Annotated in this window: 26 protein-coding genes; 18 read left to right on the top strand and 8 right to left on the bottom strand. The window is 62.9% G+C overall.

Annotated features, from left to right (window positions below; translation table 11 throughout):
- The first annotated feature begins 6 nt into the window (after window positions 1–6).
- The 9 genes from AYJ57_RS25165 (at window position 7) to AYJ57_RS25130 (ending at window position 7915) form a co-directional block, all read left to right on the top strand.
- The gene (locus AYJ57_RS25165; protein ID WP_442974965.1) at window positions 7–1452 is read left to right on the top strand and encodes a type II and III secretion system protein family protein; all 1446 of its coding nucleotides are present in this window, start codon (window positions 7–9) and stop codon (window positions 1450–1452) included.
- The gene (locus tag AYJ57_RS26105) at window positions 1439–1636 is read left to right on the top strand and encodes a hypothetical protein (RefSeq protein ID WP_157374405.1); all 198 of its coding nucleotides are present in this window, start codon (window positions 1439–1441) and stop codon (window positions 1634–1636) included. Before AYJ57_RS25165 ends, AYJ57_RS26105 begins: the two co-directional genes overlap by 14 nt.
- Window positions 1637–1737: 101 nt before the next feature.
- A complete protein-coding gene (locus tag AYJ57_RS25160; RefSeq protein ID WP_066112402.1) occupies window positions 1738–2232 on the top strand; it encodes a TadE/TadG family type IV pilus assembly protein in 495 nt (164 codons plus the stop codon).
- A complete protein-coding gene (locus AYJ57_RS25155; RefSeq protein ID WP_066112400.1) occupies window positions 2226–2867 on the top strand; it encodes a TadE/TadG family type IV pilus assembly protein in 642 nt (213 codons plus the stop codon). Before AYJ57_RS25160 ends, AYJ57_RS25155 begins: the two co-directional genes overlap by 7 nt.
- On the top strand, window positions 2864–4039 hold the full coding sequence (locus AYJ57_RS25150; protein ID WP_066112398.1) for an AAA family ATPase: 1176 nt from the start codon (window positions 2864–2866) through the stop codon (window positions 4037–4039). Before AYJ57_RS25155 ends, AYJ57_RS25150 begins: the two co-directional genes overlap by 4 nt.
- Window positions 4036–4596, top strand: coding sequence for a L,D-transpeptidase (locus AYJ57_RS25145; RefSeq protein WP_066112395.1), 561 nt, complete (start codon window positions 4036–4038; stop codon window positions 4594–4596). Before AYJ57_RS25150 ends, AYJ57_RS25145 begins: the two co-directional genes overlap by 4 nt.
- A 14-nt stretch (window positions 4597–4610) precedes the next feature.
- Window positions 4611–6005: a CpaF family protein gene (locus tag AYJ57_RS25140; protein ID WP_066112392.1), complete on the top strand. Its 1395-nt coding sequence runs from the start codon at window positions 4611–4613 to the stop codon at window positions 6003–6005.
- A 1-nt stretch (window position 6006) separates the two neighbouring features.
- Window positions 6007–6969, top strand: a complete 963-nt coding sequence (locus tag AYJ57_RS25135; RefSeq protein WP_066112389.1) for a type II secretion system F family protein — start codon at window positions 6007–6009, stop codon at window positions 6967–6969.
- A gap of 25 nt (window positions 6970–6994) precedes the next feature.
- Entirely contained in the window at window positions 6995–7915 is a 921-nt protein-coding gene (locus AYJ57_RS25130; RefSeq protein WP_066112387.1) for a type II secretion system F family protein, read from the top strand.
- Between the two features lie 147 nt (window positions 7916–8062).
- Here the strand turns inward: AYJ57_RS25130 and AYJ57_RS25125 are convergent, their stop codons facing one another.
- From AYJ57_RS25125 to AYJ57_RS25110, 4 genes are all read right to left on the bottom strand, one after another.
- The gene (locus AYJ57_RS25125) at window positions 8063–9493 is read right to left on the bottom strand and encodes a hypothetical protein (RefSeq protein WP_083191553.1); all 1431 of its coding nucleotides are present in this window, start codon (window positions 9491–9493) and stop codon (window positions 8063–8065) included.
- Between the two features lie 266 nt (window positions 9494–9759).
- On the bottom strand, window positions 9760–10857 hold the full coding sequence (locus tag AYJ57_RS25120) for a cache domain-containing protein (protein WP_066112384.1): 1098 nt from the start codon (window positions 10855–10857) through the stop codon (window positions 9760–9762).
- A 250-nt stretch (window positions 10858–11107) separates the two neighbouring features.
- Entirely contained in the window at window positions 11108–11893 is a 786-nt protein-coding gene (locus AYJ57_RS25115; RefSeq protein ID WP_066112381.1) for a VOC family protein, read from the bottom strand.
- Window positions 11894–11971: 78 nt separating this feature from the next.
- On the bottom strand, window positions 11972–12406 hold the full coding sequence (locus AYJ57_RS25110; protein WP_066112378.1) for a VOC family protein: 435 nt from the start codon (window positions 12404–12406) through the stop codon (window positions 11972–11974).
- Between the two features lie 66 nt (window positions 12407–12472).
- Here AYJ57_RS25110 and AYJ57_RS25105 point away from each other — a divergent pair, with 66 nt between their 5' ends.
- Both AYJ57_RS25105 and AYJ57_RS25100 read left to right on the top strand, forming a co-directional pair.
- Window positions 12473–13159: a winged helix-turn-helix transcriptional regulator gene (locus tag AYJ57_RS25105; RefSeq protein WP_066112373.1), complete on the top strand. Its 687-nt coding sequence runs from the start codon at window positions 12473–12475 to the stop codon at window positions 13157–13159.
- A 201-nt stretch (window positions 13160–13360) separates the two neighbouring features.
- Window positions 13361–14695 (top strand): Y-family DNA polymerase, encoded by a 1335-nt coding sequence (locus AYJ57_RS25100; RefSeq protein ID WP_237220294.1) that lies wholly within the window; start codon window positions 13361–13363, stop codon window positions 14693–14695.
- A 118-nt stretch (window positions 14696–14813) separates the two neighbouring features.
- Here AYJ57_RS25100 and AYJ57_RS25095 read toward each other — a convergent pair whose 3' ends face one another.
- The 4 genes from AYJ57_RS25095 to AYJ57_RS25080 all read right to left on the bottom strand — a co-directional run bounded on the left by AYJ57_RS25095 (window position 14814) and on the right by AYJ57_RS25080 (window position 18558).
- Window positions 14814–15209, bottom strand: coding sequence for a hypothetical protein (locus tag AYJ57_RS25095; RefSeq protein ID WP_193789578.1), 396 nt, complete (start codon window positions 15207–15209; stop codon window positions 14814–14816).
- A 233-nt stretch (window positions 15210–15442) separates the two neighbouring features.
- Window positions 15443–16471: a methionine synthase gene (locus AYJ57_RS25090; protein ID WP_066112368.1), complete on the bottom strand. Its 1029-nt coding sequence runs from the start codon at window positions 16469–16471 to the stop codon at window positions 15443–15445.
- A gap of 31 nt (window positions 16472–16502) precedes the next feature.
- Window positions 16503–17480 carry a DUF1852 domain-containing protein gene (locus tag AYJ57_RS25085; protein WP_066112364.1) on the bottom strand — a complete coding sequence of 326 codons (978 nt, stop codon included), beginning with the start codon at window positions 17478–17480 and terminating at the stop codon, window positions 16503–16505.
- Between the two features lie 205 nt (window positions 17481–17685).
- Entirely contained in the window at window positions 17686–18558 is an 873-nt protein-coding gene (locus AYJ57_RS25080) for a LysR family transcriptional regulator (protein ID WP_066112361.1), read from the bottom strand.
- A gap of 431 nt (window positions 18559–18989) precedes the next feature.
- On the opposite strand from AYJ57_RS25080, the gene AYJ57_RS25075 reads away from it, so the two are divergent.
- The 7 genes from AYJ57_RS25075 (at window position 18990) to AYJ57_RS25045 (ending at window position 26166) form a co-directional block, all read left to right on the top strand.
- Complete coding sequence (locus AYJ57_RS25075) at window positions 18990–19604, top strand: L,D-transpeptidase (RefSeq protein ID WP_237220293.1); 615 nt, start codon at window positions 18990–18992, stop codon at window positions 19602–19604.
- A gap of 586 nt (window positions 19605–20190) precedes the next feature.
- Complete coding sequence (locus AYJ57_RS25070) at window positions 20191–21654, top strand: multicopper oxidase family protein (protein ID WP_066112358.1); 1464 nt, start codon at window positions 20191–20193, stop codon at window positions 21652–21654.
- Window positions 21635–21943, top strand: a complete 309-nt coding sequence (locus tag AYJ57_RS25065; RefSeq protein WP_066112355.1) for a c-type cytochrome — start codon at window positions 21635–21637, stop codon at window positions 21941–21943. Before AYJ57_RS25070 ends, AYJ57_RS25065 begins: the two co-directional genes overlap by 20 nt.
- Window positions 21925–22617, top strand: coding sequence for a phytochelatin synthase family protein (locus AYJ57_RS25060; protein WP_066112352.1), 693 nt, complete (start codon window positions 21925–21927; stop codon window positions 22615–22617). The genes AYJ57_RS25065 and AYJ57_RS25060 overlap by 19 nt, the downstream gene beginning before the upstream one ends.
- Window positions 22614–23099, top strand: a complete 486-nt coding sequence (locus tag AYJ57_RS25055; protein WP_157374404.1) for a sugar dehydrogenase complex small subunit — start codon at window positions 22614–22616, stop codon at window positions 23097–23099. The genes AYJ57_RS25060 and AYJ57_RS25055 overlap by 4 nt, the downstream gene beginning before the upstream one ends.
- Entirely contained in the window at window positions 23096–24712 is a 1617-nt protein-coding gene (locus AYJ57_RS25050) for a GMC oxidoreductase (RefSeq protein ID WP_066112482.1), read from the top strand. Before AYJ57_RS25055 ends, AYJ57_RS25050 begins: the two co-directional genes overlap by 4 nt.
- Complete coding sequence (locus AYJ57_RS25045; RefSeq protein WP_066112346.1) at window positions 24709–26166, top strand: hypothetical protein; 1458 nt, start codon at window positions 24709–24711, stop codon at window positions 26164–26166. The genes AYJ57_RS25050 and AYJ57_RS25045 overlap by 4 nt, the downstream gene beginning before the upstream one ends.
- Window positions 26167–26225: the final 59 nt, after the last annotated feature.

The raw sequence follows: 26225 nt of genomic DNA, 5'->3' as shown, positions 1-26225 counted from the left end.
GATCGAATGCCTCGGCGCATATCAATCTTGAAGAGGGCGAGCAGGCGCGCCCGGCAGGCCGCCGCCATCGCCGCAGTGGGAAGCCTCGCGCTTATCGCCGCGCCTGACGATCTCGCAGCACAAAGCCGCGACATCTATATCGACGATGGCACCGTGTCGAAGGTGGTTCTGGCACCCAGCACAACGCTGACGGTCAATACCGATGGACCCTTCGCGGATATCGTCATTGGCGACACAGAGATTGCCGACGTCTTTCCGCTGACTGACAACTCTCTTTACATTCAGGCCAAAACCTCCGGCCTGACGAATATCACGCTTTATTCGAGCGAGAAGCAGCTTCTCGAGGTGATTGACGTGCGCGTGCAAGCGGACTTCAGCGACCTCGAGAACGTCATCCGTCGCGCCGTGCCCAGTGCCCGCGTCGACGTTCTGAACGTGAATAACCGCATTCGTGTCTCCGGCAGCGTCAAGGACAACGTCGATCGCCAGCGCATCCTGCAGATCGCGTCTCAATATTCCGCCGACCCGGTGGTGGACGCGATCAAGGTGGCCAGCGCGCAGCAGGTCGAGCTTGACGTGCGTATCCTCGAGGTCGAGCGCAATTCCGGTCGTAGCCTTGGTGTCGATCTGACCGGGACGCGCGACAATGGCGAGACCGCCTTTCAGACCAATGGCGCCAGCATCGCCGCGACGTCCGGCACACCCTTCGGCTCGGCGGTTGGCGAGCTGCTCGAGATCTCCGGCTTCCAGATCGACGTGGTGATCAACGCGCTGGAGCAAAAAGGCCTCGCCCGCCGCCTCGCCAACCCCAAGCTGGTGACCACCAGCGGCATCGAGGCGAACTTCGTGGTCGGCGGCGAGGTCCCGATCAGCGTCGCGCAGGTGAACGAGAACGGCACCGCGGTGCAGAGCACCGATTATCGCGAATACGGCGTGCGGCTGAACTTCGTGCCGGTGGTGCTGGACGATCAGCTGATCTCGCTGCGCATCATGCCCGAGGTCAGCGACATCGACCCTTCGGTCACGGTGAACGGCCAGCCCGCTTTCATCTCGCGCAAGGCCGAGACCACCGTCTCGCTGCGCAACGGCCAGAGCTTTGCCATCGCCGGTCTGCTGCAGGCGAACAATGCGCGCAGCGTCGATCAGGTGCCGTGGCTGGGGCAGATCCCGATCCTCGGCACGCTGTTCAGCTCGCGCAGCTTCGAAAAGCGCGAGTCCGATCTGGTGATCCTGGTGACGCCGCGTCTGGTGGCGCCGGTGGGTCCGGACACGCCGCTGCGCTCGCCGCTCGACAACACCCGCTCGTCCAACGACATCGAGCTTTTCCTGCTCGGCATGCTGGAGGTCGACCGTGACCTGCTGCGCCGCTTCCGCGAGGGCACCGGCGTTGTCGGCCCCTATGGCCACATGATTGATCTGGAGTTCGACGATGCCGTCATTGCAAAGAAGTAAGCCTCTCTTCGCCGTGATCCTTGCGGGTCTGACGCTCTCGGCCTGCGGCTCGGCGGATTACCTGAACAACTGGGACACCTCGGCGGCGCGATCGGGCGATGCGATGATGGCGAACACCGCGATCCAGGAACTCGAAGCATGGCCGCCCGCCGCCTATAAGACCACGGTGGGCTCCGGCGGCTGAGCCGCCCCATAAGACCAGCGGCTCCGGCAAGATTTTGCAGCCGGGTCCGCTTCGATTTTTTCGTTTGTTTGCACCTGTTTGTTTGAAGGTGAGTTTTTGCAATGTCTGCGCGTGGAACTGCGGTTTTCATAAAGGACGAGCGAGGCACGGTCCTCGTCGAAGCCTTGATGGTGTTCCCCGTGCTGATGTTTCTGTCGTTCGGTCTTCTGGAATTCTCCAACGTGTTGTGGGAGCGCCAGCAGATGCAGATGGGCCTGCGCGATGCCGCGCGCTACTGGTCGCGCTGCCGCTCGGACATCAACGGCGCCGAGATGTTCTGCTCAGAGACGGTTGCCCGCAACATCGCGTTTTATGGCAACCCGGCGGGCAGCGGGCGTTTGCGCGTGCCGAACTGGGACGCTGCAGAGGAGATCAGCTTCGATCCGGCCAAAGCCTCCCTTCCGACGAATGCATCATTGCCGGGCGACCCAAGCTTGATGCCGCGGGTGACGGTGAGTGGGACGGTCACTTATTTTGGCTCGCCGATGTTCTCGGCGCTGCTGGATGACTCGATAACCATCAGCCACACGGTTGAGATGAGGTACATCGGATGGTGACACAACGGCAAAAGCGCCGGGTCTTGTCGGGATTTCTGTCCGATACCTCCGGCCTCGCGATGACCGAGATGCTGATCATCTTTCCGGTCTTTATGGTGATCGTCGGCGCGATGATCGAGTTTGGCGCGCTGATGTTCCAGTGGAACCAGACCGTGAAGGGCATGCAGCTCGGAGCCCGTCTTGCGGCGGTGTCCACGCCGCTGACCGATATCTCTTCGCTCAACAGTTTCGAAACCGCGGTCTCGCAGGGCGACCCGACCCCCAATGAGGCGTTGGCCATAAGCTGTGGAGCAGGCACCACCGCCTGCGACGCAACCGAACTTGGGCGTCTGCTCAACGGCGGCGACGCCTGCGGAGCATTCACCACAGGTCTTGTGGGTGTGTGTGATGTGGCGCCCTTCATCGGCGCGGAGAACCTGCGCGTCACGTATTACCGGTCGGGGCTCGGCTATGTCGGCCGCCCGTTCGGGCCGGTCCTGAGTATCACGCTGGAGGTACGGAACCTCAACTTCGACTTCTTTCTGTTGGATGACTTGATTCCGGGGCTCGGCCAAATCGCCATTCCCGCGCACCCGGTGACGATCACCAGCGAAGACATGTCCAGTTGCGCTGACCCGGAGGATTGTGAGGCATGAACATGAACGTGGAAAGCCCCAAGGCGATGGCCAACATCCCGATGACCCGAATGCTTCTGCTGAGCGGGGAGGGGGCGCAGCCGAGCGAGGTCGAGGCGCTGGTGGAATTCTCGCCGCGCATCGTCATCTCGCCCCTCGATCCCTCGCGGCTCAAAGAGCAGCTTGCGGGCGGCGGTGCCGATCTCATCGTGGTCAATCTGGCGCGGCTGGCGGAGGCGGAGCTTACGGTGCTGAACGATATCCGGGCTCTGGCCGGTGGCTTGCCGCTGATCGTGATTTCGCCGCAGCTGTCGCCCGAAGAGACCCGGCGGCTGTTTTCGCTCGACCTGCAGGACTGGCTGCCGAAGCCGCTGGAGGCGGGGGATCTGATCGACAGCATCCAGAAGGCGATGCGCAGCCGGTCGGTCACCACCAACCGCGTCCATGCGGTGATCTCGGCGGTGGGCGGCGCGGGGGCGACGACGCTGGCGGTGAGCATGGCCGATCTTGCGGCGAGCCATTTCGTGAAGAAGCAGGGGTCGGTCGCGCTCTTCGATCTGGATTTTTCGCTGGGCAACTGCGGCTATACGATCAACCTGATGAATGACTTCAACCTCGGCAGCGTCGCCTCTGCGCCGCGCCGCGTGGATGCGGAGTTCATTCGGGTGATCCAGAAGAAGCACCCCAATGGCTTCTTCCTCTATTCCTTCAAACGGCCCGAGCTGAACACGGAATTGAACGGATACGAGTTGGTGCTGCGGATGCTGGATGCGGTGAGCGTCGAGCATGACCACACGTTCCTCGACATTCCCTATTACGAGACCGAGTGGCGCGAGGATGTGTTCTCGGCGGTCAACAGCTTCACGCTGGTGAGCGAGCTGCACCTTCCGGCGATCAAGCACACGCTGGATCTGATCGAGCGTATCCGCGCCCTGCGCGGCGCCGAGGTGCCGGTGCATGTGGTGTTCAACAAGCATGAGACGCATCTTTTTGGTCAGCACATCAGCAAGAAGCGCCTGAAGGAGCTCTTTGAAGACACGCCCTTCCACTTTGTGCCGCAGGCGCAGGGGCAGATCAGCCAGGCGATGGATCGCGGCGTCTTGCCCAGCGATGTCTCGCGGCGCTCCGGGTTTCTCAAGGCGCTGACCAAATACATGAAGGCGGTGCAGATGTCGGTGGAGGTCTCCTCGTGACGCAGCGCGCCTTCTCGCGGCGCCGGGTTTTGGCGCTCTCTGTGGTAACGCTTTTGCCCGCGCCGCTGCTGCGCGCGGAGTCCGCGAAAGTGCCGCGCAGCCACGGCCCGCGCAGCATGCAGATCGTGCGCTACGGCGGCGGCGAGGCGCCGGGGACCATCGTCATCTCGAACACCGAGCGGGTGCTGATTCGGGTGCTGCCCGGCGGCAAGGCAGAGCGTTACACCGTGTCGATCGGGCGCGAGGGCTTTAGCTGGACCGGCACCACCTATGTCGGGCGCAAGGAGGAATGGCCGGGCTGGCGCCCGCCCTCCGAGATGCGCCAGCGCGACCCGTCGCTGCCGGGCTATGTGCCGCCCGGACCGTATAACCCCTTGGGGGCGCGGGCGATCTATCTCTACCGCGGGGGGCAGGACACGCTCTACCGCATTCACGGAACGAACTCCGCCGGCACCGTCGGCGGATACGAGACGTCGGGCTGCTTCCGCCTCAGCAATGCGGATGTGCTCGATCTGTTTGGAAAGGTTGCGACCGGAACGAAGGTGATCGTGCGTTAACGAGGGAGTTGGTCATGGCAGGACGGTTTTTCAGAAAGGCTCAGCCCGAAGCGCCGGTGGCGACATCGGCCGAGGTGGTGGAACTCAAGGCGCCCGAGGCGTTGGCGCCAGCCAAACCCGCGGTTGCGCAATATGAGGCGCCGGATTTCGTCAACGAGCGGGTCACGCTGCACCGGTTCCTGATCGACAAGATCAACCTGTCGATCCTCGACACGATGGAAGAGGACGAGATCCACGAGGAACTGCGCCCGCTGGTGCGCAGCTACGCCAAAGAGCACAACTTCCCGCTCAGTGCCTCGGAGCTTGACGCGCTCATCGTCAGCATCGGCGACGAGATGCTCGGGCTTGGTCCGATCGAGCCGCTGCTGGATGACGACACGATCAGCGATATCCTCATCGTCGGGGCGGGCACGGTGTTCGTCGAACGTTTCGGCAAGCTCGAACAGGTCAAAATCCGCTTCAAGGACGAAGACCACCTGCTGCGCATTATCAACAAGATCGTCGCCTCGGTGGGGCGGCGGGTGGATGAATCCTCGCCGCTGGTGGATGCGCGCCTAGCCGATGGCTCGCGCGTCAACGTGGCGATCCGCCCGGTGGCGGTGGACGGGCCGCAGGTCTCGATCCGCAAGTTTGCCAAGCGGCCCTATTCGCTCGACCGGCTGGTGGACAACAACGCGCTTGCGCCGGGCATGGCGGCGCTGCTCGCCGCGGCGGTCGAGGGCAAAGTGTCCATCGTCGTCTCGGGCGGCACGGGCTCGGGCAAGACCACGATGCTCAACGCGCTGTCGTCCTTTATCCCCCATGACGAACGTCTGGTGACCATCGAGGACGCGGCAGAACTGCAGCTGCAGCAGCCCCACGTCGTGCGTCTCGAGACGCGCCCGCCGACGGTGGATGGGCGCAACGAGATCCTGCAGCGCGACCTTGTGAAGAACGCGCTGCGGATGCGCCCGGACCGGATCATCATCGGCGAGGTGCGCGGCGGCGAGGCTTTCGACATGCTGCAGGCGATGAACACCGGCCACGAAGGCTCGATGTCCACGATCCACGCCAACAACCCGCGCGACGCCATAGCCCGTATGGAGCAGATGGTGGGCATGGCGGGCATGCCGATGAGCCAGACCAGCATCCGCTCGCAGATCACCTCGGCGATTGATCTCATCGTGCAGCTTGAGCGTCTGCGCGACGGCACCCGCCGCGTTACCTCGATTGCCGAGATCACCGGCATGGAGGGCGACGTGGTACAGCTGCAAGAGATCATGGCCTTCAAGCGCACCGGCGTCGACGAGCACGGCAAGGTGCTTGGCAGTTTCCGGGCCACCGGCATCCGTCCGCGCTTCCTTGAGGATCTGCAGTCGATGGGGCTCAAGCTGAACTCCGATCATTTCGATCCGTCAAAGGAGCTGTGAGATGCTGAACGCTCCTATCGTCATCTACGGGTTGGTCTTCGTTGCGGTGCTGATCCTTGCCGACACGGTGCTGCGCGTCGTCTTCGGCATTCGCCGCAACGCCCTTGAAGTGCGCAACCGGCTGGAAGCGCTGAAGCTGAAGTCGGGCGCGGAGGCGGCCCATACCGAACTGCTGCTGCGCCGCGGATCGGCCAAGCAGGGGGCGAACGCCTCGCTGCTGCAGGCGCTGCGCAGTTTCTACGCGCAGTCCGGGCTCGAGATGACCACCCCGCGGCGCATCCTTTGGCTGCTCGGCATCTATGCCCTTTGCTATATGGCGGTTCACCTGTTCCTCAGCATCGGGCTGGCGGTCGATCTGGGCCTCGCCTTCGTGCTTACCGTGGTGGTCAGCGGGCTGCTGCTCTATCGCAAGCGCGCGGCGCGGATCAAGAAATTCACCAGCCAGCTTGCGCCTGCCATCGACATCATCGTGCGCAGCCTCAACGCCGGGCATCCGCTCAACGCGGCGCTGGCGCTGGTGGCCCGAGAGATGCCCGATCCCATCGGCTCGGAGTTCGGCATCCTCAGCGATCAGATGACCTTTGGCTCGGACCTCGATCAGGCGATGCTCAACATGATCGACCGGGTCGGTGCGGATGAGCTCAACCTGCTGGCGGTGACGGTGAGCGTTCAGCGCGGCACCGGCGGCAATCTGTCGGAGATCCTCGAGAACCTCGCGCAGATGATCCGCGACCGCCTGATGATCCGGGCCAAGATCAAGGCGATCTCGGCGGAGGGACGCATCACCTCGTGGATCATGCTGCTGTTCCCCTTCTTCCTGTTCAGCATGATCCGCACGCTGGTGCCCGACTATTTCGACCCTGTCTGGGAGAGCGGCCATGGCCCCATCGTGGTGACGGTCTGTCTGGTGCTGATGGGGATTGGCATGGTGATCCTGCGCAAGCTGGTCAATTTCGATTTCTGAGGCGTCACGCCGCGGAGGTAAGACGATGAATGAGTATCTGGTTCTGGCGGCCATTTTCACCGCGGTGCTGATCGCCACATTCGCGATCCTGAACGCCCTGACACAAAGACGCGACGTCGAGCGCAATATCGAAAGCTCGCGGCGGCGGCGTCGCAGCGACACCGAGATCGACGAGCTTCTCGGCACCGGCAACGAGCGGCTGCGCTACTATCTCGACGTGGTGAAGACCAAGAAGAAGGACAGCCTCGAGATGCGTCTCGTTCAGGCGGGCTTCTTCTCGAAAAGCGCGGTCGCGAAGTTCAACCTGATCCGCATGCTCGCCGCATTGGTCGCCTTTGTCGCGCTGCAGGTGACGCTGCAGAAATTCGTGCCAAGCGCCAGCCGGGTGACCTTGCTGATCTTCGCGGCGCTGGCCGCGGCGCTGGTGTTCATCCTCGCCTCGGTGGTCCTCGAACGGATAGCCAAGAAGCGGATGCGCGAGTTCCGCAAGATCTTCCCCGATTTCATGGACCTGCTGCTGGTCTGCGTCGACGCCGGGCTCAGCATCGACGCGGCGGTGGACCGGGTGACGCGCGAGTTTCTGCAGACCGTTCCCGATTTCGGTGTGCAACTGTCGATCGTGAACCTCGAGATCCGCGCCGGGCGGCCCATGCATGAAGCGCTCTACAACTTTTCGGACCGGGTTCAGATCGAAGAGGCACGCACTCTTGCGGTGCTGTTCCGCCAATCCGAGGAACTGGGCTCGAGCGTCAGCCGCACGCTGCGCAGCTTTGCGCGGGAAATGCGTCAGATGCGCATCGTGAAGGCCGAGGAAAAGGCCAATGCGCTGCCGGTGAAGATGCTGTTCCCGATGGCGCTCTTCATGTTCCCGGTCAGCCTGATCATCGTTCTGGTGCCGATCACCATGACCGTGATCGAGATCCTCACCGGGCTCACACCATCGTAAAAGGGCGCCTGCCGAGATCGACATGAGATCGACACGGCAATGGCATGATAGGTCAGCGGCCCTGATCGGATAGACTTGCACAATAGGTCATCGCAAACGAAAAACGCCGGGCGGAAGGCCCGGCGTTTCCATTTGAGACATTTGCCCTCAGCGCCGATCGCGCCGCTTGCTCGCCGCGACGTTGCGCCAAGCCAGTTCCAAAAGCTCGAGCGACAGTTCCGGTTCGCGGTCGAGATAGCGGCAGGCGGCAAGGATGTGCCGCATCAGAAAGCCGGGATGCGCGCCCGAGGTGACAAAGCCCGCCTCCTCGTATTTGCGGTTAAAGAAGACCTCCATCACCTCTGGCTGCCATGCGATCTGCAGGCTGTCGCAGGTGTCGCGGAAGATCTGAAGGTAGTCTTCCTTGGTCGGCGAGGGGACGTGGATCTTGAAGTAGATCCGGCGCAGCGCGGCGTCGTCCCCCATCTCCTCTGGCAGCATGTTCGACGAGAAGACCACCAGCTGATCGAAGGGCACGCCGAACTTCTTGCCGGTGTGCAGCGACAGGATGTCGAAGCCTTTCTCCAGCGGCACGATCCAGCGGTTGAGATAGGCCTGCGGCGGCTCTGCCTGCCTGCCGAAGTCGTCGAGAACGAAGACCCCGCCAAGCGCCTTGAGATGCATTGGCGCCTCATAGAAGCGCGCCGTATGCTCGAAGGAGAGATCCAGCATATGCAGCATCAGCTCGCCGCCCGCGATCACCACCGGGCGATGGCAGGGCACCCAGCGCAGATCCGAGCGCGGCTGATCTTCGGGCAGATCCGCGGTCTGGTGCAGCGTCTCGTCGTAAAAGCGAATGATCTGATGGCCGACGAGGATGGCATAGGGAAAGCTCACCACGTCGCGAAACGACATCCCCAGCGCCTCGGCGAGCGAGGTCTTGCCGTTGCCCGGCTCGCCGTAAAGCAGCATCGAGCGCCCGGAGTTGGCCGCAGGCCCAAGCTGCGCCTTGAGAATATTCGGGATCACCAGATGCGACAGCGCGCTGTCAAGCTCGGTGCGGTGGATCTCTTCGTGGCTGATCGACTGCCGCCGGATTTGCGCCTCGAACGCCTCGAGCGTCACCGGCGCGGGCCCGATATATTGCGACACGTTGAGCGCATCCAGCGCCCATGCCTTGCCAAGATCGGTCAGCGTGTAGCGGATGTCGGACTTGATGTCGGCGCTGTCGAGCCCCTGCGCCTCGACCAGCATCAGCGTGCTCATCTGCTTGATGAGCTGGCGGCAGACCAGCTTGGGCAGTTTCACCACTTCGGCGATCTGCGCCGGGGTGAGCGTGCCGCCCGCGTGCAGGACCTTGCACAGGTGGTTGATCAGAAAGCTCTCGGAAAGCCCGGTCTCTTCAACGGTCTTGGGCGCGGGGCCGGGAAGAAAGAACTGGCCTTGCGGGGCCGCGGTGCCCTCGGCATCCAGCGGCGCGCTCGCTGCGTCGATCTCGGGCTGGCCCGTCTCAGTCGGCGGGCTTGTCTCTATAGGTGGGGGTGTCTGAACGGGTTGCTCTGAAACGGTCTCCTCCGGAGACTTCGAAAACAGTTTCACGATGGATTCCTCTCCAAAAATGTCACTCGCTAAGTAATGGTCGGTGAAAATGCACTCGCCGCAGTCTACCCCGCATTTCCGCATTTACGTAGCGAAAACTGCATATCTGCCGGGATGACTTTCAGGGCAGATCAATGCGGTGGGACAATTGGGATTGTGTCCCCAACAATTATGCGAGGATTGCGACGCGGATAGCGTGGCGATAGTCGACAAAGCGTGAGCCGACGCCCATTTCGGGCGCAAGCGTCAGGGGGGTGAGCCGACCGTCAGGACCTCTGCCCGGGCCCGTTCTGCAGCCGCGCTACCGCCGCGGCGATTTGTGCGCCTTCGCGGGTGGAGGCGACTTCGATGGGATACTCCCCCGACCCTTCCGCAATGCGTGCGGCGCTGGCCCCCAGCGCGGTCAATGGCGCAAGGAAGAGGCGGGCGTAGACGAAGGTTGCCAAAAGCAGCAGGCCAACGGCAGCCGCAAGTGCGGTCAGGACAGCAGAGCGCAGATAATCCGTTGTCGATCCCACGCTGCCCGCATCGATCCGGCCAGCCAGACGCCAGCCGAAATTGGGAAGATTTTCGTAAGAGATGCGCGGTACGAGGCTGGAGAAGTAACGTGTCCCGTCGCCCCAGACCTCCTGTGACGCATCCGCGGTTCCCATTTGGACTGCGCTTTGCAGATGCTCCCCCACGCTCCCCTCGATCTGGGTGGAGGACAGGATGAGCTTTCCAGATGCATCGAAGAGCAGCAGGCCCATCCTGAGGTCATCGGCAGTTTCCTTTAGCAGCCGCGCCATCCACCCCGCGTCGATGTGCATCGCAACAACGCCGATGGTATCGCCGTCTTCATTCTTCACCGGTTGGGCAAGGTCGATGAACTGAGGCGGCACGCCACTTTCATTGCGCAGCAGGTTAGCGAGAAGAACTGCTTCATGGACACTCCCTGCGTAGCCGCCCTCAAGTCCGGCGATGAACCAGGGCCGAGCGCTGACATCTTGCCCCACGAGCATGCCGTCCGCGGCCTCTATCACCTCGCCGTCCGTATTCGCGTAACCGATCCAGGAAATCCGGCTGCCATCGCCACGCACCCCGTTCATCAGGTCGCGAATGGCCTCCCTGTCCCGTCCCGACGCCGCCTGCGCGAGAAACCCGAGGGCCTGCCAGTCCGCAAAGAGCGAGCGGGCCATGTTCTGTGCCGCCGATGTGGTTCGCACCCTCACAGCTTGATCGAGGTTCTGATTCAGGATCGCTTCGGAGCGGGATCTGAAAAACAGCGCCGCGCCGACGCCGACGATCAGCATGGTGATGAGGACGAACGCATAGAGCGAGCCTCGTAGGGTGATGCGCGGTAGGGCGAACTGCTGGGCACTCATCGAGACATCTCTGACCAAGGGTACTCACGGAAAAGGGAGCGTTTCACACGGCTCTCTCGCACCCTTCTTGACCCAGCTCTCTGGCCAAAAGCAATGGCCGCAATTGCCAGTGGCCGGATGTTGCCGTGTCTGTTGATGGCAGGGTTCGAAAACTGGGCCATCGCGGTCGAGCGCAGCGCAGCGCGTCGCGCTCACGTGCACGCATGGGGCTTGGCGTTTGCTCAATGACGCAGAGCGCCACACCGGCGCGTCACGCCACCCGTTTGCCGATGAGGGCCAGCACCGCGCCCTGCGGATCTCGGGCGTTCAAGATATATTCCCCACCCGGAATCTCCTGCGGGCCCATCAGCATCTCGCCGCCATTGTGATCAATGTAGGCGGCGGCTTTGTCGATGTCGGCGACGCGGAAATAGAAGAGCCACTGGGGCGGCATGTCGCCAGAGGACATCACTGCACCGAGGAGCGACGCATGCGGCGGGTTCCGGAGCATGTCGTAGGATCCGGCTGGACCCATGTCCATGCTGTCGGTTTTCTCCCAGCCGAAGCAGGCCGCATAGATCTCGAGCGCCGCCGAGGGATCGGACGTACGCAGCTCATTCCAAGCGCAATGGCCCTCTCGCGGGGCGTCTTGCGCGAAGGCTTGGCTTGGCTCATCCGAAGTTCCGCGCATGAGGTAAATCGGCGCGCCCTGCGGGTCGTGCAGCAGGGCCATCCGTCCGACGCCTTGCAGGGTGGTCGGCTCCATGATCACCCGGCTGCCGCGGTCTGCCATCTGCTGCACCGAGGCATCCACGTTGTCGACGCCGATATAGCCGGCCCACATGGTCTGCGCCCCGGCGTCACAGGCTTCTGCGGGCAGTTTGAGCAGTCCACCCGCCGGTGGCCCGTCCTTGGAAAACAGGCGGTAGTCCATGTCTCCGCCGGGGCCCGCCGGTTCGAAGGACCAGCCGAGGAGACCGGCATAGAACGCCTCGGAGGCGTCCGGCTCGCGGCTCATCAGCTCATACCAGATGAAATCGCCATGATGGTTGGGCATCTCTGGGCTCCAATTTGCATCTCTATCGTTATGCGTTGGCGCGGGTTGGGCCGCATGGCCCTCCCTGCGCTTTGGTGGTCAGTCCGCTTCGGACATGGCGGCCGGGCCCTCGGCAATGGCTTCGGCACTCATCCACATCGGCTCCCAGATGTGCCCATCGGGATCGGCGAAACTGCGTCCGTACATGAAGCCGTGATCCTGCTTCGGGCAGGGATCGAGCGTGCCACCAGCCCGCCCCGCAGCCTCGGTGATCGCATCCACAGCCTCTGCGCTCTCGCGGCTGATGCAGAGCAGAACCTGCGCTTCAGTTTGGGCATCGACGCGCCGTTTGTCGGTGAAGGTCGCCCAGAACTCATGGGTGAGCAGCATCACGTGGATCGTCTCCGACAGGGTCATCGCCGCGGCCTTGTCGTTGGTGAACCGCGGATCGTTGCGGAACCCGATCGCCTCGTAGAACTGCTTGGCGCGATCAAGGTCGGCAACTGGCAGGTTGATGAAGATCATCTGTGACATCGGGCTTCCTCCCTAAGCTGAGTCTGATGTGGACAGGCTAGGGCTGTGAGGTTACAAATAGCAACCATGAAGTTACTAAAAGAAACCAATGAGCGGAAAAGCCCGCACGGCAGATGGTATGCGGACGCCTGCGGCACCGCCTTTGGGCTGGAGATCCTTGGCGAACGCTGGGCCCTGCTGATCGTGCGCGAGCTCATGTTCGGGCCGCACCGCTTCTCTGACCTGCGCGTAGCTCTGCCGGGGATCAGCGCCAAGGTGCTGACCGAGCGGCTGGCGGGGCTGGAGGCCAGCGGTGTGCTGCGGCGCCAGACGGCGCCCGAGCCCGCGCCTGCGCAGCTTTACGGCCTGACGCGCTGGGGCTACGCCGCCGAGCCGATCATCCAGGAACTCGGCCGTTGGGCCGCGGCCTCGCCGCTGCATGACCCGACCCTGCCGCTGTCGCCGGTGTCCTTCATGCTTTCGCTGCGCACCATGTTCGACGCCGGGGCCGCAGAGGGCCTCGTGGTGACTGCGGTATTCGCGATCGGATCAGCCCGATTTACCGCGCGCCTCGAAAACGGGGCTCTGCCGGTTACGCGCGGTGAGACGGACAAATGGGATCTGCATTTCGAGGCGGATAGCGGCCCCGCGCTTGCCGCCATGTTCTATGGCGGCGTCTCGCCCGAAGACGCGGGCGTCGCGATCTGCGGAAACCGCGGGCTGGCAGACCGCTTCATCGATCTGTTCACACTGCCGGAGCCATTTTCGGACTAGGTGCCTCGACCGTCCCCGTCCGGGCGAAAGCCGAAGCCCCGAACGAGATCCCATGCCCCCTGAGGGAACGGAGAGCGTTTACGCGACACGGCCCTCTCTGCGAAGAAGTTCCAATTCCCCTAAGACGCGCGCGCCAGCCATTGAACCGATGCGGTGAACATCCGACATAGGGTCATGACCGCGCGGTGAAAGGCAGCAGAGATGACGGATGGAGAGGCGATCGGGATGAGGGGGCAGCCGAAGGTCGAACGCCTCTATCTCGACTTCGACAGCTTCTTCGCCTCGGCTGAACAACATTTCAACGCCGACCTGCGGGGCCGCCCCTTGGGTGTTGTTCCACTGGACTCGCCGCATACCAGTTGCATCGCCGTCAGCCGCGAGGCCAAGGCGCGGGGCGTGAGATCTGGCGCATCGGTCCGCGCCGCGCGCGCGGTGATCCCTGATATGGTCTTTGTGATCGCGCGGCATGACGCCTACGTTCGGCTGCACAAGCGCATCCTCGAGGTCATCGGCAGCATCCTCCCGGTGGCGCACGTGAGGTCGATCGACGAGGTGGTCTGCCACCTTTCGCCCAGCGAAGCCGCGCAGGGCAGGGCGCTTGCAGAGCGCATCAAGGCTGCGCTCGCACAGGCTTTCAGCCCTGCGCTCACCTGCTCCATCGGCATGGCACCGACAGAGTTGCTCGCCAAGGTCGGCGCAGAGATGAACAAGCCCGACGGCTTCGCCCTGATCGAGGCGCAGAGACTGCCAGATTGCCTGTCTCACCTCGATTTATATGACCTACCCGGCATCTCGAAAGGCATTGGCGCGCGCCTTGCCGCCGCTGGCGTCCGCGACATCGGCGGGCTGTGGCGGCTTGCGCCAAAACGGGCGCGGCAGATCTGGGGCAACGTCGAGGGCGAGCGGTTCTGGAACGAATTCCACGGCGTTCACGCCGAGCGCCCCGAGACGAAGAAGAGCATGTATGGCCACGGTCGTGTGCTGCCGCGGGACGCGCGAACGCCCGAAAAAGTGGAGGCCTGCGCCCGGCAGCTCCTTCTTAGTGCCGCCCGGCGCTTGCGGCGCGACAACCTGCGCGCCACGGAGTTGACCTTGGGATTTCGGAGCGGGCGTGGTCCTGAGGACGCGCAGTGGAGCTGGCGCGACACATTCCCGGCTGCGCGGGACGACCGAACCTTCACGCGCGCCCTTTCCAAAGGATTGGGCGAGGCGCGTCGATCCCTGAGGTTTTCCCCGCACGCGGTCAGCGTCATGCTGCACGGCCTTGTCACCGATGCCGACATCACCGGAGACCTTTTCGGCGGTGCGCTGGATGAGGGCGCGGACGACATTTCTCGGGAGAAATGGGAAAAGGTCAGCGATCTGATGGACAGTCTGCGCCAAACGCATGGGGCGAAGGCCCTGTCCTTTGGCGCTCAGGAGGAGATCCTCGGCGGCTATGTCGGTGCAAAAATCGCCTTTGGCCGCATCCCTGACGAGGCCGACTTCAGCGACGCCCCCACTGTCGACGAGGATACCCAGTTCCTGTCTCATTGACAGATTTGGGGTCCGCGCCTGAGGTCGGATTTCTAGCAACAAATGCCGAGACGCCTCACAAAAGCAAAGGGCACGTTCCAAGCGAACGTGCCCTTTCAATTCGTATCGTCAAACGGCTTCAGGCAGTTGCAGAAGCCGTCTTGCGCTTTGAGGCTGCGTTCGTGGTCTTATTCACCGTCGCCTCTGCCTTTTCAGCTGCGCCAGCGGACACAGACCCCATCTGCTCTCCCGCACCTTGCGCGACTTCGAAGAGCGCCGCGGTCGTGCTCTGGGCGAGTTCCATTTGCGCCTGCATAAAGCCCGCGAAAGCCTGGCCATATGCCGAAGGGTCGCGCGCGGCGGCGAGATCGCGCATATTGCCAAGCGCTTTCTTGGTCGTGTCCGCCATCACCTCGTTCGACTTCTCGGCGGCTTCGAGCGCGACATCACCGATCTTCGAGTTGTACTCGGCAACCGACGCCATCCCGCCCTTTGCCAGATCCGGGTTACACAGGTTGGGGATCGCGCCGAACATCTTGGCGAATTCGTTCTGAGCAGTCATGAGGTCCTCCTCTTGGGTTTCGTTTGATCCCCACTTACATGAATGCTGCAGTGCAGCATTTCAACCACCACGGTGAAAATAGCGGTGCAGAAACTGCTCGTTTGAGAGGTCGCTGTGCCCGATCCGGGCGGGTTTTGAACAAGGGGACCCCTTGAGGGCAGGGCGCGCTGCCAGGCGCGGGGTGTTTGCAGTGGTCATCATGAAACTCAGCCAGCCAGTTCCTGACGGACAATTTCTGCGCCCGCGCTCAATGCCTCGAGCTTGCCACGCGCGACGTGCCGCGACAGCGGCGTCATCCCGCAGTTGGTGCAGGGATAAAGCTTGTCCGCATCCACGAATTGCAGCGCGTTGCGCAGAGTGTTCGCGACCTCCTCGGGCGCCTCGATCTTGGGGGTGGCCACATCAATCGCGCCGACCATGATCTTCTTGCCGCGCAGCAGTTCCAGAAGCTCGAGCGGAACGTGGGAGTTGTGGCATTCCAGCGAAACCAGATCGACGCCTGAGGCCTGAATGGCCGGGAAGATCATCTCGTATTGCCGCCATTCAGAGCCGAGGGTCGCCTTCCAATCTGTGTTCGCCTTAATTCCGTAGCCATAGCAGACATGGACCGCTTTCTGACACTTCAAGCCCTGCATGGCCCGCTCCAGCGTCGCCATCCCCCAATCATTGACCTCTTCAAAGAAGACATTGAAGGCCGGCTCGTCGAACTGAATGATGTCGACCCCAGCAGCCTCGAGTTCCTTCGCCTCTTCGTTCAGCAGCGTGGCGAATTCCCAGGCCAGTTTCTCGCGGCTGCGGTAATGGGCGTCATAGAGCGTGTCGATCATCGTCATAGGGCCGGGCAGCGCCCATTTGATCGGCGCATCGGTCTGTGCCCGCAGGAATTTGGCGTCCTCGACAAAGACAGACCGGGACCGTGACACGGCGCTGACCACCGTAGGGACGCTGGCATCATAGCGGTTCCGGATCCGCACGGTCTCGCGCTTTTCGAAATCGACGCCATCGAGACCTTCAATGAAGGTGGTGACGAAATGCTGACGGGTCTGTTCGCCGTCACTGACGATATCGATGCCAGCGCCAAGCTGTTCGCCAAGGGTCACACGCAGGGCATCGCGTTTGGCCTGCGCAAGATCCTCCCCCGCAAGCTTCCAAGGCGACCAGAGCTTTTCCGGCTCGGCCAGCCAAGAGGGTTTCGGCAGGCTGCCAGCGGTGGAGGTGGGGAGTAGTTTGGTCATTGGGGTGTGTCTCGTGCAGTAACTGAATTGGTCAAACGGCGGATTGAGCAGACCACTCGCCCAAACGGGCGAGGTGGGGCTTGATGAAATGCTCTTCGGCGAACCTGCCTTGCTCGGTCGCCAGTCGGGCGCGTTCCTCGCGGTCGTAGATGACGCGGGTGGGCGAGAAATCCCGGTGCTTCAGGCTGGGACTGTAGCAGTGACCGGCCTCTGAATTCGCGTTGTAGATCTCGGGGCGGTAGATCTTCTGAAAGGCCTCCATCGTGCTGATCGTGCCGATGAGTTCGAGGTTGGTGTAGTCGTTCAGCAGATCGCCGATGAAATAGAAGGCCAGCGGCGCGACGCTTCGGGGCGGCATGAAATACCGCACCTGCATGCCCATCTTGCGGAAGTACTGCTCTGTCAGCGATGCACCGCTCGGCTCATACTCGACGCCAAGAACGGGATGGGTGTTGGCGCTCCGGCGATAGGTCTTGCTCTCGGACACACTGATGCAGATCACCGGCGGCTTGCGGAACTGCCCCCTGAACGCCTCCGAGGCGACGAAGGCCCGGAAGATATTTCCATGCAACTTGCCGAAATCATCCGGCACGCTGATGCCGTCCTGCGCCTTGCGATGCGCGGGCAAGACGACGCTGAAATCATAGTCCCGCAGGTAGGACGAGAAGTTGTTGCCCACGAGGCCGTCGATGCGCGTGTCGGTCTGCCTGTCATGTATCGTGGTCTTCAGTACCTCGATCACCGGGAAGGCTTGGCCTGTGCCGTCCACATCCAGATCGACCGAGATGATGTCGAGCTCGACGGCGTAGCGATCACCCGCGGGATTGTCCCAATGCGCGAGGTCGTTGAACCGATTGTCGATCATGCGCAGCGCGTTTTTCAGGTTCTGCCGGCGGTTCGCGCCGCGTGCGAGGTTGGCAAAATTGGTCGTCAGCCGCGTGCTGTCGGCGGGGATGTAGTCTTCGTCGAACCGAAGGCTCGTGATCTTGAAGGCAGAGGGTTCGGGCATGATGGGTCGCTGTCCGGTCATTGTTCATGATGCGCACCGCGGCAGGCGCGCTGCCCTGCGATGCCAGAGGTGCCGCTTGTATGGAGCGACAGACACATGAACAAAAATGACTTCTTCTCCGACTTTCATGACACGAGGTCATGCCGGAAAATTCGCGAAAAACGCTGCGGTTCTGCTTAAGGCAGGTAGTTCCACAACCTTGGGATCAGACCTGAGCGGTCTCTGCCAGTTGAATGAAGCCCTGAAGGTGGCTCTGGGATTCACCGGTCCGATAGCCCAAATGGATCGACTTGGGGATGCCCTCTCCGAGGCGCACACCGGTCACGCCCGTGGCATCACGCAGCAGCCAATCCGGCGTCGCGCTGACGGCCCGTCCCGAGGCGACCAGTCGAAGCATCAGATCGGTGGTCTCAACCGTGCGGTGCCGACGCGGCAGTGCATGGGCTGGAACCAAGAACCGGGTGTAGATGTCGAGCCGTTCGCGGGCGACCGGATAGGTGATTAGCGTCTCGCGTGCCAGATCGCCCGGCACGACCTGCCGTTTGCGGGCAAGCGGGTGGTCCTCGGCCACCGCGAGAACCAGTTCGTAATTGAAAACAGGCCTGTATTCGAGACCCGGGCGCTCTACAGGGTCCGGCGTGACCAGCAGGTCGATCTCATGCCCCAGCAACGCCGCCAGCCCGCCGAATTGGAAAGCGGAGGTCACGTCGAGATCGACATCCGGCCATTTCGCCAGAAATGGGTCAACGATCCGCATCAGCCAATCCTGACAGGGGTGGCACTCCATCCCGACCCGGATCGCGCCCCGCCGACCGCGCGCATAGTCCTCCAGAACGGTGGCCCCGTGTTCGAGCTGAGGCAAAACCCGCGCCGCCAGCCCAAGCAGATACTCCCCCGTCGGGGTGAGACGCAGTTTGCGACCCTCTCGCTCCCAGAGCTTCACGCCGTGCCGCTCTTCGAACCGGCGAATGGCATGACTGACCGCTGACTGGGTTAAATGCAGACGGTCCGCGGCTTCAGTAAGGCTGCCGGTCCGGTCGATTTCGCGCAGGATAGCGAGGGGCTGTATGTCGATCATGTCTCTTGACCCATTTTCACTCTTATATGCCCTGAATGCTTCTAGGAGTCATGAATGGGATCGCCGCTGCGCGAAAGATTTCCATGGCGCGACCAGTTCGGCGAAAAGAAGCTATGACACCGAAGCCCGAGCGGACCCGAGACAGGGCTCATCTGCGGGACGTACAGCGGACACACGCCATTCAGACTTTGGTGCCGGAACACCACGCTATTTCGGTATCACGCCCAAATGATGGAACTCTGCCATCATCGCACACATTCCGTTTCCTGATGGGAGCACGCAAGTAACTGCGGCTCCGGCAATGTTTGAACGGAGGTAACTGTGCGCGTGGCTAAACTCCGACGCCTCGCCATGCCTAAGCGCCAGTTAAGTTAACCCCAATAGTCAACTCTGGCTAATCGACGTTGGGCCGGTGACAGAAAGGAATATCCATGAATGCTTTTATGACGCGGCGTAGAACCCTGACGCTCGGCCTCGCCTCAGCAGCAGGCCTCGCGATGCCCGCACTGCTGCGCGCACAGACCACCGCTCCGGCCCCCAGCGTGATACAACCGCAACTCGTTCGGTTGACGACCCCGCTGCCAGCCAACGAAGTTCATGTGTATCCGGACGCGTACCGGCTCTTCTGGTCGCTTCCCGATGGGCAAGCGTGGATCTATGCCATCCGCGTCGGTCGCGACGGGCTCTATGAGCCGGGAGAATACTTCGTTGGTGCCAAGAAAGAGTGGCCTTCTTGGACGCCGACGCCCGGCATGATCGAGCGCGAACCCGAAAAATATCAGAAATACGCCGATGGCGGTATGCCTGGGGGTCCCGGCAATCCCCTTGGCGCCCGCGCGCTCTATCTCTTCACCCCTGAGCGCGGCGACACCTTCTTGCGAATTCACGGGACGGATGATCCGGGAACCATCGGGCGGGCTGTCTCGAACGGTTGTGCGGGCCTCATAAACGACCAGATCACCCTGCTCTACGATCAGGTTCCGATGAACGCGCGTGTCGTGCTGCATCCCAAACGCCTTGGTGTAAGCACCGCCCAAGAAGGCTAGCTTATGCTTCCTTGAACAGCATTGATTTCGCTCTGCTTTCCGGCGTCGGGCTGGCGGACGCCGGGGGGGTCGGGCGAGTGCAAAGCCCCCGACTGAGGCTGTCAGCCTTCACGCTGGGAGGTATCGGAGGCGCTTTGCTCTTCGACGTCATGGGACTTTGGCGTCTTTCGCTGGCGGGCGCTTGCCTTTTGGCAATTGCGCTGCCGGAACTGCTGCGTGCCCACCGGCTGCTTTGCTCGCATTGGTGCACGCTTGATCGCTGTAAAGCGCTCCTAAGCCCGCATTGAGCGCTACCTGACGTCAGCGGAAAACGGGGCCGGCAGGTCCGAAATCAGTCTGCACGACAGGGCGCTTCGGAGATTGGGCGTCATTTAGAAACAGTCTATGCGCGCAATTTTTTCCTATAATCTCCCATAGATGGTATTTAATAGAGGCGAGCCTTTTCGCCAAAATACCACCGGAACGAATACCTATGCCGCAGGCCAAACCCGCTCCAACCACCACTCACGGAAAAGGCTTAACGCGTAGGAAGCTCCTTATTTCGGTGGCTTCGGTCGGAGGCGTCGCTTCCCTTGGCGCGGGGGGGATGACCCGCGCCTTCGCCGACGGGCAGGCCACCGAAGTCCCGGCACGCTCGCCCCTCGGGCTGGCCAGCGACCTGAGGAACCCACGCGAGGTCCATTCGGCAAACGGACGCTTCCGGCTCGATCTGACGATGAAGCAGTCCCGGATCGAATTGCCCTACGCCCGGCCCAACTTGCGGCTCTACGAGGGTGAGATTCCCGGCCCGACCTTCCGCGTCGCTCCGGGCGACGACATGGAAATCACCCTGCACAATGACATGCCGCCGAACGACGATCCCTCGCCGGCGATCCTGAACACGCCGAACGAGTTCAGCACAACCAACCTGCATTTCCACGGGTTCCACGTCAGCCCCAAGGGCAATTCCGACAACGTCTATCTGCAGATTCACCCCGGCGAGAGCTTCAACTACGTCGTGCGATTGCCGGAAGATCACCCTGCGGGCAACTACTGGTACCACCCGCACCGCCATGGCTCGGTGGCGCTGCAGGTCGCCTCTGGATGCGGTGGCATGATGGTCGTCACGGGCACGCTCGACGAGGTGCCCGAGGTGGCCGCCGCGATCGAGCGCGTGCTGGTGTTTCAATGCCCGGTTGTCGATCCCAAGGCAGAGGACCTCGAAAGCTATGACACGATCTGGTCGCTGGATGCCGAGCGCTATTGGTTGGTGAACGGCGAATACCACCCGCGCATCTACATGCGGACTGGCGAGGTGCAACATTGGCGGCTGTTGAACGCGGGCGACCAGCAGTTCCTGCCGATGAAGCTGGACGGGCTGGAGCTCTACGAGATTGGTTTCGACGGCAATCCCTATCCCGAGGCGCGGCAGACCGATGAGATCTTCATCGCGCCGGGGAACCGAATGAACCTGATGGTGAAGGCGATCGAGCCCGGCAGCTACATGCTGATGCGTCCGGCCTTCACGCAGGGCAAGACACAGATTGACGAGGCGCTGATGGCCGAGGTGATCGTGCTGCCCCCCGGCACTGATCGCATCGCGCCCGACGTGAAGATGGGCACCGAACTGCCGAAGGGGCCGCTGCCGAAGAACAAGGTCCTCACCGACATCCCCGACGAAGAGATCGTGCGGACCCGGCAGATCGTGCTCGGCGTCAGCGACGAGAAAGGCATGTTCAAGGACACGGTGTTCACCCTCAACGGCGATCCCTTCGATCCCAACCGCGACGACGTCGTCGCCAAGCTGGGGCAGGCCGAGGAATGGGAGTTGGTCAACACAACGCCATTCCCGCACCCCATCCACGTGCATGTAAATCCGATGCAGGTGATCAAGATCAATGGCGAGCCGCTGGCGCATCCGCAATGGCAGGACACGATCGCCGTGCCCGCCGCAGGCACCGTCACCCTGCGCATGCGGTTCACCGATTTCGACGGGCGGTTCGTCATGCACTGCCACATCCTGCCACATGAAGATTTGGGGATGATGCTCAATGTTGCCATTCAGGCTTGATCTTGCGGCCCTCGCGCTGCTCGCGCCCTGCGCCGCGCTCGCCGACGATGCCCCAGCGGTGCCCGCCAGCGTTTCTCCCTGCGTGTCCTGCCATGCCGCTGACGGCAATCCGCTGGTGGCCGGGGTGCCGATCCTTGCCGGACAGCGCGAGGACTACCTGCAGAGCGCGCTGAAATCCTACCGCTCAGGCTACCGCAAGGGCGGCATGGCAGATGTCATGGGCATCTATGCCAAAGAGCTTTCCGACAGCGACATCGAGGAGATCGCAAAATGGTTCAGCGCAAACTGACCGCCGCCTTGCTGGGCCTTGCCCTCGCCGGGCCGGTGATGGCCGAGGACCTCGTCTATCTGACCAGCACCGAAGGCGAGGACCGGCTGCTGGCGACCTCGATAAACCGCGATTACTTCCCGCTCGCCTCCTATCTCGAGTATGAACAAATCCTCACATTTTGCGGCCCCGCCACCGTGGCGGCGGTGGCCAATTCTCTCGATATTTCTCGGCCTTCGCCGGACAGGCTCTATCCGTGGGCCTTGTTCACGCAGGACACGCTGTTCAACGAGGCCAATCAGAAGCTGAAGCCCTACGCCATGGTCGAACATGAGGGGCTGACGCTGGCCGAGCTCGACACGTTCATCGAGAACCTCGGGATGACCGCCGAACACCATTTCGCCGACGAGACCTCGGTGGAGGCGTTGCGCGAGGCGATCAAAACAACGCTTTTGGATCAAGGCGCGCGCTTTATCGCGAACTACTCGCGCAAGGCGCTGCCGCAGGAAGGCGACGGGCATATCTCGCCGGTCGCAGCCTATGACGAGGACACCGACAGCGTGCTGATCCTCGATGTGGCCAAGTACAAATACCCGCCGGTCTGGGTGACGGTCGAGACGCTGCACGCGGGCATGATGATGACCGACAGCGGCTCTAACCGCTCGCGCGGCTTCGTCGTGGTCTCTGCGCCATGAGCCCCGCTCCGAAGACCCGCCGCGCCGTGCTGAGCGGCGGCGTCAGCCTTGCGGCCATGGCCGCGCTGCCCGGCGGCGCGCTGGCGGCGTCGCTCAATAGCGGGCGTGACCGGGCCGTGTTCCGCTCGATCCTCTACGCGCTCGCCGGGCCGGTCAGCGTCGCGCCGCAGCTTTTGGACAGTGTCACCGCGCTTTTCGAGGCGAAATTCGGCGCGGCGGCTGTGGACGTGCTGTCGGCCCATGCCGCGCAGGCGGGCATCGCGCCATTGCTCGAGCCGCAGGAGGATGCAGACCGCGAGGCGCAGCTGCAATGGCTGACTGAGGCGCTGTTCACCGGCACCGCAGACCCCGAGGACGATGGTGCGAAGATGATCAACTACCCCTACGCGCTCGGCTGGAAGTCCCTCAGTTTCGGCAAGGCACCGGGGCTCTGCGCCGGGCCGGACTTCGGCTATTGGTCCGATGCATGGAGCCCGGCATGAGCGGGCCTTCCGATCTCTCCGCCGACATCGTCATCGTCGGCTCGGGCATGGGCGGCGCACATCTGTCGCGCAGTCTGGCCGAAGCCGGGCGCGACGTGCTGGTGCTTGAAGCCGGGGGGCGCAAGACGCGCGGCGAATATCTCGCGGATTTCTACGAGAACCCGGTGAAGGGCCCGCAGGCGCCATATCCGAGTCAGGACTTCGCGCCGCACCCCACCGATACCGATTACGATGCCTTCTACGATCAGGCCGGGCCCGCGCGTTTCGTCGGGGCTTACCTGCGCATCTACGGGGGCACCAGTTGGCACTGGACCGGCTTCGCCGACCGGCTCCGCCCCGAGGATTTTCAGACCGCCACGCTCTATGGGCGCGGTGCCGACTGGCCGATCAGCTATGACGATCTGCTGCCCTACTACCGACAGGCGGAAGAGCGCTGGGGCGTTGCGGGTGATCCGGCGCACACATGGGGCGCGCCGCGCGCGGCGGATGATCCCTATCCGATGCCGCCGATTCCGGCATCTTACATGGACACGCAAATCCAGAGTCAGGCGCTCGACGCCATGGACCTGACGGCTGCAATCTTCAGCCACGCCCGCAACTCGGTGGTGCACGACGGCCGCCCGCCGTGCTGCGGCAACAACACCTGCGTGCCGATCTGCCCCATCGCCGCCAAATACGACGCCTCTGTCGACATGGACAAAGCGGTGGCGGCGGGCGCGCGGATCGAACTGCAGGCGCTGGTCACCCATGTGGCGGTGGGCGCGGATGGCAAGGTCAGCGGCCTCACCATTCGCCGCCCCGACGGCAGCACCCAGAGCGTCACCGCGAGCACCTATGTGCTCGCCTGTCACGCCATCGAGACGCCGCGCCTTTTGCTCAACTCGAAGCAGGAGACCGCGCCCAACGGCGTCGCCAACGGCAATGACCATGTGGGCCGCTATTTGCTCTCGCAATGGAATGTCGACGTCTGGGGCGAGGTGCGCGACCCGGTCTATCCCTACCGCGGGCCGCAGCAGACCTCGGGCATCACGCAGTACCGCGACGGTGCTTTCCGCAAGGACTACGCCCCCTTCGGCACCTCCTTCATGAACAATGGCTGGAGCGGAAACGACGACGCCACCAAGCTGTCGAAGGCGCTGATCGCCAAAGGAATGCGCGGTGCCGCGCTGGTCAAGGCGCTCGATAGCCAGATCGGGCGTCACGTGCGGCTCAACTCCTCGGCCGAGACGCTGGGCAGCCCCGACAACCGCATCACCCTGTCGGATCAGATGGACAGCGCGGGCATTCCCAAGCCGCGCATCGCTTTCACCGTCGACGCGTACACGCAGGCCGGGATCGACGTCGCCACCGGTGTGTCGAAAGAGGTGCTGACCCGCATGGGTGCGCCCGAGGTGCAGACCAATGATCCGTACCTGTCGAACGCGATCATCGGCGGCACCACCCGCATGGGCACTGACCCAAGCACCTCGGTGGTGCGCCCTGATCTGCAGAGCCACCAGCATGAGAACCTCTACATTCTTGGAGCCAGCACGCATGTGAGTTGCCCGGTCAATGCGCCCTCGCTCACCATCGCCGCCATGGCGATCCGTCTGGCCGAGCATCTCGGCGCATGAACGGGTTCGGGCTTTTGCTGTTGCTGCCGCTGGTGTTGCTCGGCAATGGGCTGCGCTCGGTCATCGCCTCGACCGTCTTCGTCTCCGAGGGCAGCTTCGCCAGCTTCCTGTCGATCACTGTCGAGGCAACGGCGGCGATCATGGAACTGCTCATGGGGGCGGTTCTGGTGTCGCTTCTGGTCGCGCCATGGCTGATGCGCCGGATCCCGACAAAACATCTGGCGGTGTGGATGTGCGTGTTGGCAGGGGCGGCGGCGCTCGGTCTGGCGGCGCTGTTTCGCTTTGCGCCGCCGGTGGACATGCGCGTGGCGCTGGTGGTGGTGCTGTTCCCGATGGCGGGTTTTGCGCTGGCGACGCTGGCGCCGATTTCGCAGACTTGGGCGGGGCTGGGCGGACCACGCTGGGACAAACTGCTGACCGGCGCTTGGTCCGTCGCCATGCCGCTGGCGTTTCTCGTCACGCCGCAGCTTGTGCGTGTGGTCGCACCGCGCAACGGGCTCGACATTTTCTTTGCCGGCTTCGCGCTGGTCGTGCTGCTGCTCATCGGGGCGATTTTGCTGATCGGGCGTTATGCGGAGCCGGAGACGGCGGAACCCGAGGACGCGCCGAGCCTCATCTCTGGGCCGCTGATGCGCGCCGCGTTCTTGGCGCTGCTCATGTTTGAGGGTCTGACCTTCCTCACCTCGCTCGAGACTGTACGTTCGCCGCTCGTTCCACCGCTTGCAGCCCTATTTGCTGGCAGCCTTTGGTACCTCGCACGGACGTGGCGCGCCGAGCCTCGCAGCACGTCGCCGGAAGACAGCGACAGCCGAAGCCGGGTGATCGGCCTTTTTGCCGCGCTCTTTCTGCTCAACGTCGCGACGACCGGGTTTTTCGATACCGCCTATCTGGTGCGGCATTCCTGTTCGAGCACGCTGATCGACGACCGCGCCACGCTGGCCGCATTTGCACAGGTCATCGCCGCCACCGGCACAGCCATGGCGCTCGCGCGCTGGAGCCTGCACATGCCGTTCATCTACGCCGGTATCGCATTGGCTGCGGTGGGACTGCTGAGCTACCTTGCCTACCCCGGCGTGCTGCTTCTCAATTTCTACCCGATCCCCGACAATGCGATCTTTCTGGTCTCGCGCGTTGTCACCGGTTTCGGCAGCGGCATGGCGACCACCGCCACGATCTTTGCCGTGAGCCGCCTTGCCGGAGCGAAGAGCGGGGCTCAGCTTTTCCTCGCCTTCACGATCATCATCGGCACGGAGATCGGGCTTGAAGGGTTCGAACTGCTCAGCCAAGTTTTCACCCTATCGAGCGGTGGAACGCTGCCGCCCTACGCCCTGATCTTCCTGCTGCAAGCGGTGTTCGCCCTGCTCGCGATCCTTCCGCTGATCCTGTGCTCTGCCGCGTCGGCACCGTCAAAACCGGCGCTCGCCATCCGCCGAGAAGAGAGCGCTGGTCGCTGAAAGACCCCTCCGCCGCCCGAACAAATTCGCGCGGGCGGCGGAAGCGATTTCTAGCGGGG

The organism is Salipiger sp. CCB-MM3, from assembly GCF_001687105.1.
GTDB lineage: Bacteria > Pseudomonadota > Alphaproteobacteria > Rhodobacterales > Rhodobacteraceae > Salipiger.
Note: the sequence above shows the minus strand (reverse complement) of the source record. Positions and strands in the feature narration are given on the sequence as shown.

Bases quoted from the DNA above. Each gene is read 5' to 3' on its own strand.
- AYJ57_RS25150 (WP_066112398.1), top strand. From the start codon at position 2,864: ATGAACATGAACGTGGAAAGCCCCAAGGCGATGGCCAACATCCCGATG.
- AYJ57_RS25115 (WP_066112381.1), bottom strand. From the start codon at position 11,893: ATGCCCAACCATCATGGCGATTTCATCTGGTATGAGCTGATGAGCCGC.
- AYJ57_RS25160 (WP_066112402.1), top strand. From the start codon at position 1,738: ATGTCTGCGCGTGGAACTGCGGTTTTCATAAAGGACGAGCGAGGCACG.
- AYJ57_RS25080 (WP_066112361.1), bottom strand. From the start codon at position 18,558: ATGATCGACATACAGCCCCTCGCTATCCTGCGCGAAATCGACCGGACC.
- AYJ57_RS25075 (WP_237220293.1), top strand. From the start codon at position 18,990: ATGAATGCTTTTATGACGCGGCGTAGAACCCTGACGCTCGGCCTCGCC.
- AYJ57_RS25130 (WP_066112387.1), top strand. From the start codon at position 6,995: ATGAATGAGTATCTGGTTCTGGCGGCCATTTTCACCGCGGTGCTGATC.
- AYJ57_RS25055 (WP_157374404.1), top strand. From the start codon at position 22,614: ATGAGCCCCGCTCCGAAGACCCGCCGCGCCGTGCTGAGCGGCGGCGTC.
- AYJ57_RS25065 (WP_066112355.1), top strand. From the start codon at position 21,635: ATGTTGCCATTCAGGCTTGATCTTGCGGCCCTCGCGCTGCTCGCGCCC.
- AYJ57_RS25120 (WP_066112384.1), bottom strand. From the start codon at position 10,857: ATGAGTGCCCAGCAGTTCGCCCTACCGCGCATCACCCTACGAGGCTCG.
- AYJ57_RS25085 (WP_066112364.1), bottom strand. From the start codon at position 17,480: ATGCCCGAACCCTCTGCCTTCAAGATCACGAGCCTTCGGTTCGACGAA.
- AYJ57_RS25105 (WP_066112373.1), top strand. From the start codon at position 12,473: ATGAAGTTACTAAAAGAAACCAATGAGCGGAAAAGCCCGCACGGCAGA.
- AYJ57_RS25140 (WP_066112392.1), top strand. From the start codon at position 4,611: ATGGCAGGACGGTTTTTCAGAAAGGCTCAGCCCGAAGCGCCGGTGGCG.
- AYJ57_RS25155 (WP_066112400.1), top strand. From the start codon at position 2,226: ATGGTGACACAACGGCAAAAGCGCCGGGTCTTGTCGGGATTTCTGTCC.
- AYJ57_RS25070 (WP_066112358.1), top strand. From the start codon at position 20,191: ATGACCCGCGCCTTCGCCGACGGGCAGGCCACCGAAGTCCCGGCACGC.
- AYJ57_RS25135 (WP_066112389.1), top strand. From the start codon at position 6,007: ATGCTGAACGCTCCTATCGTCATCTACGGGTTGGTCTTCGTTGCGGTG.
- AYJ57_RS25050 (WP_066112482.1), top strand. From the start codon at position 23,096: ATGAGCGGGCCTTCCGATCTCTCCGCCGACATCGTCATCGTCGGCTCG.
- AYJ57_RS25165 (WP_442974965.1), top strand. From the start codon at position 7: ATGCCTCGGCGCATATCAATCTTGAAGAGGGCGAGCAGGCGCGCCCGG.
- AYJ57_RS25060 (WP_066112352.1), top strand. From the start codon at position 21,925: ATGGTTCAGCGCAAACTGACCGCCGCCTTGCTGGGCCTTGCCCTCGCC.
- AYJ57_RS25100 (WP_237220294.1), top strand. From the start codon at position 13,361: ATGACGGATGGAGAGGCGATCGGGATGAGGGGGCAGCCGAAGGTCGAA.
- AYJ57_RS25090 (WP_066112368.1), bottom strand. From the start codon at position 16,471: ATGACCAAACTACTCCCCACCTCCACCGCTGGCAGCCTGCCGAAACCC.
- AYJ57_RS25095 (WP_193789578.1), bottom strand. From the start codon at position 15,209: ATGTTCGGCGCGATCCCCAACCTGTGTAACCCGGATCTGGCAAAGGGC.
- AYJ57_RS25045 (WP_066112346.1), top strand. From the start codon at position 24,709: ATGAACGGGTTCGGGCTTTTGCTGTTGCTGCCGCTGGTGTTGCTCGGC.
- AYJ57_RS25110 (WP_066112378.1), bottom strand. From the start codon at position 12,406: ATGTCACAGATGATCTTCATCAACCTGCCAGTTGCCGACCTTGATCGC.